The sequence below is a fragment of the Pseudarthrobacter sp. MDT1-56 genome (assembly GCF_059383555.1).
In genome coordinates this window covers 238184-251305 of sequence record NZ_JBWZCK010000002.1, presented here as the reverse complement: position 1 = coordinate 251305, position 13122 = coordinate 238184, and the positions used below count along the sequence as shown (strand labels likewise).

Sequence of the window (13122 nt, the reverse complement as noted above, 5' to 3'; positions counted from 1 at the left end):
GATGTCTCCTTTGACTGGATTCGGGAACTGACGAGAGTTCAAGTAATCATCAGTAGGCTTACTATATCCGCTGGGGTACGGTGAGGCCAGAGGCCGGGCGGGACTTGTCGACCGGAGTGGGTTCATGGTCTTCGATCGTGCCCGTGTTGTGTAACGCTAGTTGCATGGATCTGGAGGTGTTGCCCACGCTCACGATTCCGTCGTCGGAACTGGGTTGGAGGTTCTCGCGTTCGTCCGGGCCGGGCGGTCAACACGTCAACACCTCGGACAGCCGCGTCGAGCTCTCGTGGAACGTCGTCGACTCTGTGTCGCTTTCGGATGACCAGCGGCTGCTGCTCGTTACGCGCCTCGGCCGGCGTCTAAGCGCCGGGGTGATCACCGTGAGCGCCTCCGAGCGGCGCTCTCAGCTGCGCAATCGCGAGATCGCCCTGGCTAAGCTCGCTGACCTCGTGGCAGAGGGGCTCGCTCCTGAAGCCGCTCGACGCCGTGCGACCAAACCCACCCGGGGCTCAAACCGTCGGCGCCTTGCCGCAAAGGAGCGGCGGGCCGCGACGAAACGGCAGCGCCAGCGGCCGTCCGCCGAATAACGCGTTGGGGGCAGGTGCCGTCGGGCGCCGGTTACCGGCTGTTGGGTTCTCTGTGAGCATCCGCGGCGAGGAGCAGATGCTGATGGAGGTCGCCGCGGTCGAGGGCAGGCTGCTGGTTGTCACCACAAAGGGCGGCGCTAACCTGGGTGACCCGGACCAGAAGGAGCTTGAAGATCCAATCAACCACCTTGCCCGGTCCGAAATTGCTCTGGAAACAGATAGTCAGCAAGCTTACTATTCGAGTACGGGGCGATCGTGCGGTACACGGTCCCAGGGACTAGCGGCACTCCTGCTCCGGCCAGCGGTACAAAACCGCGGATCTCGAGTTATGAGCTAGAAGGAGAAGGAAAATGGTCAACACCAACCGCGCCGCCGCCACCAAGACCACTTTGCAGAGGGCCTCCCAAGTAGTGGGCGCCGTCTTCCTGCTGGTCGGGATCCTCGGATTCATTCCAGGCATCACGACCAACTACGAATCCTTGGGCATGGCAGGGCACGGCTCAGAGGCGCTCCTCCTGGGAATTTTCCAAATCTCTGTCCTGCACAATGTGGTCCATTTGCTGTTCGGCGTGGCAGGAATTCTGATGGCCCGCACCCACACCCAGTCCAGGAACTTCCTCCTCTACGGCGGAATCATTTACCTGGTTCTGTGGATTTACGGTCTCGTGGTCGGGCACGACACACCGGCAAACTTTGTCCCGGTCAACGACGCGGACAATTGGCTTCACCTTGTCCTGGGCCTGGGGATGGTCGCTTTGGCGCTGTTGCTGTCCCGGAACCCGAACAGGGGCGCCCCCGAACGGCACTGATCGCCTGTCATTCCCGCGACGGGAGCCTCTTTGTCGCGGGGCCCTGCAGGACTTCCCCGGCGGGGGTGAAGCGCGAGCCGTGCAGCGGGCAGTCCCAGGTTTTTTCGGCGTCGTTCCAAGTGGGGATTCCGCGCAGGTGGGTGCAGACGGCCGATACCCGGCAGGTGAGGCCGCCGACGGTGGAGACCGCCACGGGGTTGCGGCCGTGCCGGACTTTGATGCCTCCACCCTCGGCGGGGACCGTGTTTACCGCGGTGTCGGGGTGGGCCGTTTCTGCTTTTGCCCATCCTGCGGCCATGGTTTTGACGGCGTCAGCGTTGAGCGCGACGGCGGCGACGGCCCCTTTGGGTGACGTGACCCTGTTGTGGATGGTGTCGGCCCAGGGGAGGTTGCCGCCCAGCATCTCGGCGGTGATGGCCAGCGCGGCTGCAATGCCGTTGCTCATGCCCCACTTGTTGTACTTGCGAAGAGGATTTTGCCGCCGCCGCGGGGCATTGTCCCGAAGAAGGGCATGAGGTTGGTGGCCCGGTAATCCTCTCCCGACCATGTGTGGGTCGCTTCCGCCCCCGGGAAGTGCCGGAGTGTCCAGTCCACCAGCTCTTGCAGACGGGCGCTGGGGAAGGGTTCCCTGCCTACCAGGTGCCGTTGCCGTAAGCGATGAGCACTTCCCCCGTAACGCCTGGGTAGGTGCGCAGCGAGCGGCCGGGCGCTTCAGCGGACAGATACATTCCCGAGGCCGGCACCCGGAACGCGGCGGCGTAGGACTGGGAGGCTTTCAGCTTGGCGAAGTACAACCCGCGGTCCAGGATAGGGATGCCCGTGGCCAGCACGACACGCATGGCATGAACGTCGCCGGCGTCGGTGGTGATGGAGAGCCTGCTGTCCCCGGTGACATCCCGGACCCGCACCCCTTCAACAAGGATTCCGCCGTGGGCGCGGAAGTCCGCAGCGAGGCTCTCGAGGACGTCCATCGGATTGAACTGGGCCTGGTTCGGGAGCCGGATGGCGGCGCGGGTAGCGAACGGCAGCCCCGGGTCGGCCAACTCCTCGACGGGCAGGCCGGCGGCGTTGCTCACGGCGAGCTCCGAACGGACCCGGTTGGCCCCTTTTTCGGTTACGGAGAAGGTGTACGCATCCCGGCGCTGGAAGGGCACCGCGTCGTCCTGGAGATGCCGGAGCAGCCACGCCTGCCCTTCGCTGTTGGCTTCGACGTAGGCGTTGACGATCTTCTGGGAGTACTGCCCGCGCAGTGCGGACAGCACCGTGCCCTGGAGAAGGCTCAACTTCGCGGTGGTGTCGCCGGTGGTTCCTGCCCCGACCGAACGGGCCTCCAGCACGGCTACCTTCATGCCGGACCGCGCGAGCAGCAGCGCGGTAGCCAGGCCGGTGATTCCGGCCCCGACGACGACCGTGTCGTAGGTGGATCCCGGAACGAATTCGTCGACCGGAATGGCCCGGTCTCCGGCCAGCCAGAGTGACGTCATGACAATGCTTCCTGTGCCTTGAGCGGAGATATCAGGCGGTCCCTGATCTCCGCGATCGAAAGAATTCGTTGCCGGTATTCGCGGCAGAGGATGTCCTGGACAGCAGCAGGTGGCCTCGGCCCTGCAGAGGCGGCGCTATGAAGCGCCAACCGGATTTCGAACGCAGCAGGTCCACGCCGAGTACCCGCGCCAGGCCGTCGATCGGACGCATTAGGGAACATGACCCAACGCGGTGCCCGGCGGAGTCAAGGGGCCGGCGGAGGAGTGCGGCGGCGGACCGGAAAATCATGTCCTCCTCTGGCGAAGGGTTGTGCAGCAGGCACCAGCTGGTGAGGAGACTGTAGAGAGTCCATCAGCGTGGGTGTTCGGCACATCCAACGAGTGACAGCTCTCGTTGTCTAAGTTCGTGGCTCCTATACTGGCCGTGTGGGAACGGCTCTGCTCTTTGGCGCGGTGGCTTCCAGCGCCCTGATCGTGGGTGCTTTCGTGGGGGTCCGTTTTGAGCTGCCCAAGCGGTTCCTTGCGATGCTCTTGTCTTTTGCGGCCGGGGCACTGATTACGGCCCTGACGTTCGAACTGTTCGAGGACGCCTACGAACGGGGCGGCATTGTGCGGGCAGCAGTCGGACTGCTGGCAGGGGCCTTGGTGTTCACCATTCTCAGCGCGTTGCTAGACCGGTGGGCGCAGCCCGCGGCCGAGCCCACTCCCGCTGACGAGTTTCAGGGAAGCGCGAAGCTCGACACCGATGCCGCCGCCGTCGGGAAAGCGCCGAGCCCGGTGTCCACCCGCGGTGCCGCCGGAATGGCTTTGCTGGCCGCGGTGACGCTCGACGGCGTCCCGGAAAACGTCGCGCTGGGCGTTTCACTGGGCGAAGGTACCGGCGGGCTGGCCCTTTTGGCCGCGATCTTCGTTTCCAACCTTCCGGAGGCGCTCGTCGGTGCCGCTTCGATGCGCAGCCAGGGCCGGCCTTCCGGGGCGATCATGGGCCTATGGACCATCTGTGCTGTCTTGCTGGTGGCTGCCGTGGTGCTGGGTGCGGGCCCGCTGTCGGGCTCGGATCCTAAAACCATTTCCCTGCCGCTGGCCTTCGCGGCGGGAGCCGTTATAGCCTCTCTGGCAGACACCCTGATGCCGGAAGCCTTTGAGCACGGGGGACCGGCCGTCGCCTTGAGCACAGCCGCGGGGTTTGTCCTCTCCTTCGTGCTCTCACTCGCCTGACAGGGCAAACGGCACACCGAACGAAGGCCGAGGGGCCTCTGCTGCGGGTCGGAGGGACTCGCTGAGGGACGGGCTGGAGCGGGGGTTTCGATGTGTATGCGCCGGTGTTCCCACGGCAACCGAGGGGACAACCGATCGACAGCCTGGCAAATTGCCCGGTGGGGGAGTTCGACCGTCGGTCGTCTGGAGTCGTGAGCGCCAAGATCGACTGCGGCGGGCAGTACCGGAATCGGCAACTGCCAGAGCCGCCGTCGTTGAAGGACCCAACCCGGCGCATTCCGGTCGAACCTGGGTTATGGCAGAACGGCTGATGGACTTGTTCGGTTGGCGATAACGAGACTAGCTTGGCCAAGACCTCAGCGGAACGTTCCGTGGGGCTTGTGGCGGGTGAGTGAGAGGAACTGCCGGCAACCCGGGGAGTGCGGTGAAGCCGGGTCATATTCCGCAGATTCTGCCTCCAGATCACTTCTACTTTACATAATGTTGATTATCGGCGTTGAAACAACTGCAGTGGAAGCAGCTGCGAGAACTCCCGTGCGTGAAGGAAATCCGACTCGGAACTATCCGCGAACTCATCAAACTCGAACGCCAGGTAGTTGATTCATCCGCCGCCTAGGCCCAGGGCATGGCAGCCGTGCGCAGCGCACCTACAGGCAGATAAGAACGATCACTTCAGGGACACTCCACGAATCGGCGTTCCGGGCGGCAGATCTTTGATCCGCTGATGGATCTGCCCCGCAGCTCATTGTTCTAGCTGTCCCGTTGTGCGCCTGCCATTGATGTCTCAGACAGAGGTCGGCACGATGTTGTGGTTAAGGCGGAAAAGGTTGTGCGGGTCGAAACGGTTCTTCAGGGCCACCAGTCGGTCATAGGTATCCGCCCCGTAGGCCTCACGTGCGGCCTCGATGATGTCTTGGCCGGTTTCTGCGCCGAGGAAGTTGACGTACTGGCCGTGCTCGCCGAACGGCTGCATGAGCGTGTAGGCCTTCCGGGCGAACGCGCTCAGCCGCTCGTCCTCCGCCGGGTCGTTCCAGAAGCCGTAGATGTTCAGCCAGTACTTCGCCGAGCGGTTGGGAAACGCTGTGGCGTCCTCCGGCACCCGCCCGAAGGCCCCTTCCATGTGGTGGATATCGATCCCGGTCCCGAACCAGGTCACTTCAGAGGCGAAACCGACCAGAACGTCGACGGCGTCATCGTCCATCCGGGAAAACGACAAGTTTTTCCAATACCCCCGGGAGCCCTTGGGAAAGAGGCCGTCCATGGCGGACTGCCACTGGAGCCAGGCGGCCGGCGCGACCTCCTCCTCGTCCGGGGGCGCGGCGTCGCGCAGCTGCTCGATCAGCTCGAGCCCGGGCTGGTGGTTCTCCGAAGCCCAGGCAAAGGCGATGATCATCCAGGGCTCCTCCCCCATCCCGAAGTCGGGCGGTAGCACCAGGAAGGAGACGATAGGGTTCATTTCCTCAGGTAGATCCTGCGTCCACCGGGCGAACGCGCTCAGCGCGCTCTTCCAGCGGGTCGGGCGGTAGAAGAAGTTTCCACCCAGTACGGCAGCCGGCAGCGGCCGGGCGCGGAAGGTGAAGGACGAGACCACCCCGAAGTTTCCGCCCCCGCCGCGCAACCCCCAGAACAGCTCGGGGTTTTCCTGTTCGCTGGCGTGCACGTGCTCTCCCGTGGCGGTGATGACATCAGCGGAGGCCAGGTTGTCCAGGCTCAGCCCGTTGGACCGGGTCAGCCAGCCCACCCCTCCGCCGAGTGTCAGCCCGGCGACCCCTGTGGCGCTGATCACGCCAAGCGGCACGGCCAGTCCGTGCGTAATGGTGGCCCGGTCCACGTCTGCCAGGGTCGCCCCGGGTTCGACGGTCACGAGCCGGTTTTTCACATCGACCTCCACCCCGCACAACTGGCCTAGATCCAGGACGAGGCCCCCTTCGACAGTGCCGTGGCCGGCAATGTTGTGCCCGCCTCCGCGAACGGCAAGCGGCAGGCCGGTGCGCCGGGCCGTGTCAAGGACGGGATCGATGTCTCCGACGGCTCCTGCCCGGATGACCGCCCGTGGGCGCACGTCGATCATGCCGTTCCATACCGCCCGCACCTCGTCGTACAACGGATCCTGCGGTTCGATCACCGACCCCGCCAGGTGCCCGCGCAACTCCTGCAGAGCGCGGTCCACTTCGCCGGCCTGCTCCCCCTGATGCATTGTGCTCATCGGTCTGCTGCCTCCGTGCCATGGGGGTTGGTACCCCAGGTCCAATAATGGAATTGATCTCGCCGGGGTCGGCGCTGCAGGGCGATACTTCCAGCCGCCAAGGCGCTGGAACAGTTCGCGGTGTCCACAGTATAGATTCGCCTGCGGCGCCGGACAACGGACAACGGACAACCGACAACCAGGCAGTCGCGCCTAGGCACCCAACGTACAGAAGAGTAAATTACGAATTGACTGCCCGGCGGGTGGCCGGGCGCGGGCTGGCGCCGGCACCGGCAGGCCCGTTCAGCCGGCGGCCGAACAAGACAGGAGGGCCGGAATGGGCCGGTATGTGAAAGCCGGGGAACTCGAAATCTGGTCGGAGCAAGTCGGCGAGGGGCCGGACGTACTGCTGATCGGCGGGCTGGGGGATACTGTCGAGTCCTGGCAGTTCCAGCTGGACGGGCTGGACGGGCTGGCGGACCGCTACCGGATGACGGCGTTCGATAACCGGGGTGCGGGCCGCACAGCCATGCCGGAGGGGCAGCCGACCGTCGAGGCTATGGCGGACGACGCCGCTGCAGTGCTGCGGGGTCTCAACATCTCATCAGCGCATGTCGCAGGGTTCTCCGGCGGCAGCATCATCGCCCAGGAACTTATTCTCCGGCATCCGAAGCTGGTACGAAGCCTGGTGCTGCAGAGCACTTGGCCCGCAATGGACGAGTACATGCAGACGCTAGCCCGGTCCATCCACTGGCAGGCCGAGCTGGCACCGGACGAACGCGCCTTCCTGGAGTTCTTTTTCCTGCTTGTCTATACCCCACGGGCACACAACAGCGGAATGGTCCGCCAGATCATCGAGGACGCGCTCGTATTCCCGCATCAGCAGTCCACCGCGGATTTCCTGAGGTTCCTGGACGCGTTTGTGGTCCACGAGACGGAAAGACGGTTGGGCCAGATCAACGCGCCCACCCTTGTCCTGGCCGGCGGAGTGGATCCGATGAGCCGGCCGGAACTGGGTGAAGCCGTGGCCCGTGGCATAGCGGGCGCACGTTTCGAGGTGATGCCGCAGGAATCCCACCAGCCCTTCCAGGAGATCCCGGACGATTGGAATGCGCGCGTGGACGAGTTCTGGCAGGAGACGGCGAGGCTGAGCTCGTAGAGATTCGGTCACCGGGCGACGTAGGCCGCAAGGTGCTCGCCGGTGAGGGTGCTGCGGCCGGCGATCAGCTCGGCCGGTGTCCCCTCGAAGACGATCCGGCCACCGTCGTGGCCGGCGCCCGGGCCGAGGTCGATGATCCAGTCGGCGTGCGCCATGACGGCCTGGTGGTGCTCGATGACAATGACTGACTTGCCGGAGTCCACCAGACGGTCGAGGAGGCCCAGCAGGTTCTGGACATCGGCCAGGTGCAGGCCGGTGGTGGGCTCGTCGAGGACGTAAACGTCACCCTTCTCGGCCATCTGGGTGGCCAGCTTGACCCGCTGCCGCTCGCCGCCGGACAAAGTGGTGAGCGGCTGTCCGAGGGTCAGGTAGCCAAGCCCGACGTCCACGAGCCGGTCGAGGATCTTGTGCGCCGCCGGCGTCTTCGCCTCGCCGGCACCAAAGAACGCCTCGGCCTCGGTCATCGACATTGCCAGCACTTCGGCGATGTTGCGGCCGCCCAAGTTGTATTCCAAGACTGACGCCTGGAATCTCCTACCCTCGCAGTCCTCGCAGGTGGACTCGACGGTGGCCATCACGCCCAGTTCGGTGAAGATGACGCCGGCGCCGTTGCAGGTGGGGCATGCGCCTTCCGAGTTGGAGCTGAACAGCGCCGGCTTCACGCCGTTGGCCTTCGCGAACGCCTTGCGGATCGGCTCGAGAAGGCCCGTGTACGTTGCAGGGTTGCTGCGCCGGGACCCCTTGATCGCCCCCTGGTCGATTACCACCACGCCGTCCCGGCCGGCGACCGAACCCTGGATCAGCGAGCTCTTTCCGGAACCGGCGACGCCGGTGAGCACGCACAGCATCCCGAGCGGGATATCGACGTCGACGTCCTGGAGGTTGTGAGTCGAGGCACCACGCACGTCGAGCGTCCCGGACGGCGTCCGCACCGATTCCTTTACCCTGGCCCGGTCGTCGAGGTGTCGGCCGGTGATGGTGTCACTCCCCCGAAGGCCCTCCACGCTTCCCTCAAAGCAGACGCGCCCGCCCTCCGTGCCTGCGCCGGGGCCCAGGTCAACGACGTGGTCGGCGATGGCGATGGTCTCCGGCTTGTGCTCGACGACGAGCACAGTATTGCCCTTGTCGCGGAGCTGCAGCAGCAGCTGGTTCATCCGCTCGATGTCATGCGGGTGCAGGCCGATCGTCGGCTCGTCGAAGACGTACGTGACGTCCGTGAGGGACGAGCCGAGGTGGCGGATCATCTTGGTGCGCTGGGCCTCTCCCCCGGACAACGTGCCCGCCGGCCGGTCCAGTGAGAGATAACCGAGCCCGATTTCAGCGAACGAGTCGAGCAGGTGCTGCAGGCCTTTGAGGAGCGGCGCGACCGACGGCTCGTTGAGCCCGCTGACCCACCGGGCCAAGTCGCTGATCTGCATCCCGCACAGCTCGGCGATGTTCCTGCCCTGGATCTTCGAGGACCTGGCCTCCGCGCTGAGCCTCGTGCCCTCGCACTCGGGGCAGGCCTGGAACGTGATGGCGCGTTCCACGAAGGCCCGGATATGAGGCTGCATCGCGTCGACGTCCTTGGAGAGCATCGATTTCTGGATCTTCGGGATCAGGCCCTCGTACGTGAGATTGATGCCCTCGACCTTGATCTTGGTCGGCTCCTTGTAGAGGAGGTCGTGCATTTCCTTCTTGGTGAACTTCACGATCGGCTTGTCCATGTCGAAGCCGGCGCCGCTGAAGATGCGGCCGTACCAGCCGTCCATGCTGTAGCCCGGGATCGTCAGCGCTCCCCCGGCGAGCGACTTGCTGTCGTCGTAGAGCGCAGTGAGGTCGAAGTCGGAGACCGAGCCCATACCCTCGCACCGCGGACACATTCCGCCCAGGTAGACCGCATCGTGCACCACACTCTTCTCGACCCTGCCGTCCTTCTCGGTGCTCATCACCCCGCTTGCCTTCCGCGTCGGGACGTTGAAGGAGAACGCGGTGGGGGGCCCCACGTGCGGCGATCCCAGCCGGCTGAAAAGGATCCGGAGCATGGCGTTGGCATCGGTCGCAGTCCCCACTGTGGAGCGGGGGTTCGCGCCCATCCTCTCCTGGTCGACGATGATCGCCGTCGTCAGCCCCTCCAGGAAGTCGACGTCGGGCCGCGCCAGATTGGGCATGAATCCCTGCACGAAGGCACTGTAGGTCTCGTTGATCATCCGCTGCGACTCCGCGGCGATGGTGGCGAACACGAGCGAGCTCTTGCCCGAGCCGGAGACACCCGTGAATACCGTCATCCGGCGCTTCGGGATCTCGATGCTGATGTCCTTGAGGTTGTTCTCGCGGGCGCCCTGCACGCGGATCAGGTCGTGGCTGTCAGCAACATGCAACGCAGGCGACTGCGTGTCCGACTGCGCCTCGGTCCCGGTGGGCATGCTCATCGTGTCTCCATCTCTGGGGCGGGGCCGCTTCCGCGGTCTCCGCCGGCGTTGTCTGGCTCCATCTAACCAGCTTCGAGCCCGCATCCGCGGGCGTATCCATTGTCTTCTGCGCCGACCTCACTGAGAATGAACCATGACGGTCTACCTGAGGTCCCTGGAAACTGCTGTCCCGCCAACTGTCCTGATCCAAACGGAGGCCCGGGACGTTTTCGCGGCCCAGCCGGGGCTCACCAGGCTGGGCACCCGTTTGGTGAGCACGTGCTTTGATTCCGCCGCCATCGACACCCGCCATACGGCCGTCGACGAACTGACCAAGGACCGGCAGGCCGAGAACCCGCGGTTTTTCGACGCCGGCACGGGACTGCTGCTGAGCCCCAGTACCAAGGTCCGCAACGACATTTTCGCCACCGAAGCGACCAAACTTTTCATTGAGGCAGCACAAAAAGCCCTGGACGCGTGCCCCGGGCTCACGACCCTTGACATAACGCACCTCGTCACGGTTTCCTGCACCGGGTTCTTCAACCCCGGGCCCGACTACAAAATCGTCCGCGCCCTCGGCCTGGATCCCGCCGTGCAGCGCTACCACCTCGGATTCATGGGCTGTTACGCGGCGTTCCCCGCACTGCGGGCGGCTAAGTCCTTCTGCGAGGCGGATCCCGACGCCGTCGTCCTCGTCGTCTGCGCCGAGCTCTGCTCGCTGCACGTCCGGACCTCGAACGACCCGGACACCATCATGGGATCGGCCTTGTTTGCCGACGGCGCGGCCGCGGCCATCGTGACTGCCCGGGAGGACCAGAACCAACCGGCACTGCTGCAGCTGGACCACTTCGAGACCGTTCTGACGCCGGTCGGCGAGGAATCCATGGCGTGGAATATCGGCGATGAAGGCTTCGAGATGGTCCTGGGGAATTACGTCCCGCACATCATCGACGACCACATCATCGGCGCCCTGGAACCGCTCCTCTCCCGGGACAGTGCACTGCGGGGACTCCCCTACCGGGACATCCGGCACTGGGCCATCCACCCCGGCGGCCGCAGCATCCTGGACAAAGTCCAGTCCCGGCTGGAGTTGAGCGACGAACAACTGGTCCCGGCCCGTGAGACCCTGCGCAACTACGGGAACATGAGCAGCGCCACCGTGCTCTTCGTGCTCCGGCACATCCTTGACCTGCCGCAGCGGGACAGCGCCGACGACCGCGCGGAACGGATCTGCTCCATGGCGTTCGGTCCCGGGCTGACGGTCGAAACTGCGCTGTTCACCAAGCTCAGCAACCCGCCCCGTGAACACCCGCCACTGCTGGCCGCGGATGCGGCGCAGGCCGAGTCCGCCATAACCGAGTCCGCCCAACCGGAATCGGCCCTGGCCTGAAACCGTGGACCTGCTGCGGCAACGTGCGGCGCACGCCGTTGAGGAAATGGACCTGCCCGGCTGTGATCCGGTCCGGCTGGACCGCACCTACGCCCAATTTGCGCTCGTGAACCGGGCCGTCTCCGGCTGGCACGGCATCTACCTGCACCAGCTCAGGCCACGCCTCCGGAAGGGCATCGCGGCCACCCTGCTGGATATCGGCTGCGGCGGCGGCGACGTGCCGGTGATGCTCTCCCGCTGGGCCGCCCGGGATGGACTCCAGCTGGAGATCACGGCCATCGACCCCGATCCGCGCGCCAGCCGCTTCGCCTCGGAACGGCACCCGGCCGCCGGCGTGACGTTCCGCCAGTCCACGGCAGCCCAGCTCGCCGGCGAAGGATGCAGCTTCGACCTGGTGGTGTCCAACCACGTGCTGCACCACCTGGCGGGGGACGAGCTTCCGGCGTTCCTGGCCGAGTCCGCCGGGCTCTGCCACGGCCGGGTCATCCACAACGACCTCCGGCGCAGCCCGGCCGCCTACGCCCTCTTCTTCGCCGGTTCCTGGCCCTTCACCGGCTCCTACATCAGGCAGGACGGCCTCACTTCGATCCGCCGTAGCTACACCGCCGCCGAGCTCCAGGCCGCCGCTCCCCCGGGCTGGACCGTTCTGCGACGCGCCCCCTTCCGTAACCTGCTGGTACTGGACAGCGACGGGGCCCATGGTTGACGTTCTGGTGATCGGCGGCGGACCGGTCGGACTGTTTATGGCCGCGCTGCTCCTCCAGCACGGCGTAAGCGTCCGGATCCTGGAGCAGCGGACCGGCACCGAACCCCACTCCCGGGCCATAGGCATCCATCCCCCCTCGCTGGACGCGCTGCAGGGCCTCGGCGTGGCACCGGCCATGGTGGCCGAAGGGGTGCCGATCCGGCGCGGCATCGCCATCGGCGGGGGCCGGACGCTCGCCCGGATGTCGTTCGCCGGGGTCTCAGAGAACTTCCCGTTCGTCCTTGCCCTGCCGCAGTCCCGCACGGAAGCCGCCCTGGAGGGCCGCGTCCGGCAACTCGACCCGGCCGCCCTGCACCGCGGCGTCCGGGTTGGGAGGCTGCACGACGACGGCCGCCAGGTCACCGCGGAAGCCACCGCGGGGGGCTCGGCGGTTCGCTACACGGCGGCCATTGCCATAGCCGCCGACGGCGTCCGGTCCACGGTTCGCCCGCAGCTCGGCACGGCAGTCCGGGCGAAGGACTACCGGGACAGCTACCTGATGGGCGACTTTGCGGACAGCACCGGATTCGGTCCGGACGCGGCCCTGTTCCTTGAGTCCGCGGGAATTGTGGAGTCCTTCCCGCTGCCAGGGATGTTGCGCCGCTGGGTAGTGCGCCTCGCGGACCCCGGGACCGCCGGGACCGCCGGGAACGGCGGGAACGGCGGGGACGCGGGATGGCTCGTTCACACCATCAAACAACGCACCGGAATCGACGTCGATCCCGCGAGCAACAGCATGCTGAGCCGTTTTGGCGTCCGGACCCGGCTGGTACGCCGGATGGTGACGGGCCGGACGGTGCTGATCGGCGACGCCGCCCACGAGATCAGCCCGATCGGCGGGCAGGGCATGAACCTGGGCTGGCTGGACGCAGCCGCCCTGGCCCCGGTGGTTCGCGCATCGCTGCACGGCGCGGACGTGGGAGCGAAGCTACGGAACTTCGAGACCAGCCGCATGGCCGCGGCGGCCCGGGCGGCGCGCCAGTCCGAAATCAACATGGCACTGGGCCGGCCCCTGCCGGCCGGACCGTGTGCAGTGCGGAACCGCGCCGTGGCGGCGGCCGCCTCCGAACCCTCTATCCACGCGTTCGTGGCCCGCCGGTTCACCATGCAGTAGCCGCCGGGACGGAAGCGTTGCAGGGCGGCGGACAGCCCGGC

The 13122-nt window shown here is 66.0% G+C and carries 11 protein-coding genes; 7 read left to right on the top strand and 4 right to left on the bottom strand.

What is annotated here, in order from left to right:
• Nucleotides 1–164: 164 nt before the first annotated feature.
• On the top strand, nucleotides 165–587 hold the full coding sequence (gene arfB, locus AC50YC_RS04395) for an alternative ribosome rescue aminoacyl-tRNA hydrolase ArfB (RefSeq protein ID WP_494952364.1): 423 nt from the start codon (nucleotides 165–167) through the stop codon (nucleotides 585–587).
• 350 nt (nucleotides 588–937) lie between these two features.
• The gene (locus AC50YC_RS04390) at nucleotides 938–1396 is read left to right on the top strand and encodes a DUF4383 domain-containing protein (protein WP_494952363.1); all 459 of its coding nucleotides are present in this window, start codon (nucleotides 938–940) and stop codon (nucleotides 1394–1396) included.
• A gap of 7 nt (nucleotides 1397–1403) precedes the next feature.
• On the opposite strand, the gene AC50YC_RS04385 is transcribed toward AC50YC_RS04390, so the two are convergent.
• Nucleotides 1404–1841, bottom strand: a complete 438-nt coding sequence (locus AC50YC_RS04385) for a Rieske 2Fe-2S domain-containing protein (RefSeq protein WP_494952362.1) — start codon at nucleotides 1839–1841, stop codon at nucleotides 1404–1406.
• A 187-nt stretch (nucleotides 1842–2028) separates the two neighbouring features.
• Nucleotides 2029–2880, bottom strand: a complete 852-nt coding sequence (locus AC50YC_RS04380; RefSeq protein ID WP_494952361.1) for an NAD(P)/FAD-dependent oxidoreductase — start codon at nucleotides 2878–2880, stop codon at nucleotides 2029–2031.
• 426 nt (nucleotides 2881–3306) lie between these two features.
• Between AC50YC_RS04380 and AC50YC_RS04375 the strand changes: the two genes are divergently transcribed.
• Nucleotides 3307–4098, top strand: coding sequence for a ZIP family metal transporter (locus tag AC50YC_RS04375; RefSeq protein ID WP_494952360.1), 792 nt, complete (start codon nucleotides 3307–3309; stop codon nucleotides 4096–4098).
• Between the two features lie 784 nt (nucleotides 4099–4882).
• Here the strand turns inward: AC50YC_RS04375 and AC50YC_RS04370 are convergent.
• Entirely contained in the window at nucleotides 4883–6304 is a 1422-nt protein-coding gene (locus AC50YC_RS04370) for an FAD-binding oxidoreductase (RefSeq protein ID WP_494952359.1), read from the bottom strand.
• A 316-nt stretch (nucleotides 6305–6620) separates the two neighbouring features.
• Here AC50YC_RS04370 and AC50YC_RS04365 point away from each other — a divergent pair, with 316 nt between their 5' ends.
• The gene (locus tag AC50YC_RS04365) at nucleotides 6621–7442 is read left to right on the top strand and encodes an alpha/beta fold hydrolase (RefSeq protein WP_494952358.1); all 822 of its coding nucleotides are present in this window, start codon (nucleotides 6621–6623) and stop codon (nucleotides 7440–7442) included.
• A gap of 8 nt (nucleotides 7443–7450) precedes the next feature.
• Here AC50YC_RS04365 and AC50YC_RS04360 read toward each other — a convergent pair whose 3' ends face one another.
• Complete coding sequence (locus AC50YC_RS04360) at nucleotides 7451–9853, bottom strand: ATP-binding cassette domain-containing protein (protein ID WP_494952357.1); 2403 nt, start codon at nucleotides 9851–9853, stop codon at nucleotides 7451–7453.
• Between the two features lie 133 nt (nucleotides 9854–9986).
• Between AC50YC_RS04360 and AC50YC_RS04355 the strand changes: the two genes are divergently transcribed.
• From AC50YC_RS04355 to AC50YC_RS04345, 3 genes are read left to right on the top strand one after another with little or no spacing between them, the layout of a single operon-like run.
• Entirely contained in the window at nucleotides 9987–11222 is a 1236-nt protein-coding gene (locus tag AC50YC_RS04355; protein WP_494952356.1) for a type III polyketide synthase, read from the top strand.
• A gap of 46 nt (nucleotides 11223–11268) precedes the next feature.
• Complete coding sequence (locus AC50YC_RS04350; protein WP_494952497.1) at nucleotides 11269–11928, top strand: class I SAM-dependent methyltransferase; 660 nt, start codon at nucleotides 11269–11271, stop codon at nucleotides 11926–11928.
• Entirely contained in the window at nucleotides 11921–13081 is a 1161-nt protein-coding gene (locus AC50YC_RS04345; protein ID WP_494952355.1) for an FAD-dependent oxidoreductase, read from the top strand. Before AC50YC_RS04350 ends, AC50YC_RS04345 begins: the two co-directional genes overlap by 8 nt.
• The last annotated feature ends 41 nt before the right edge of the window (nucleotides 13082–13122 follow it).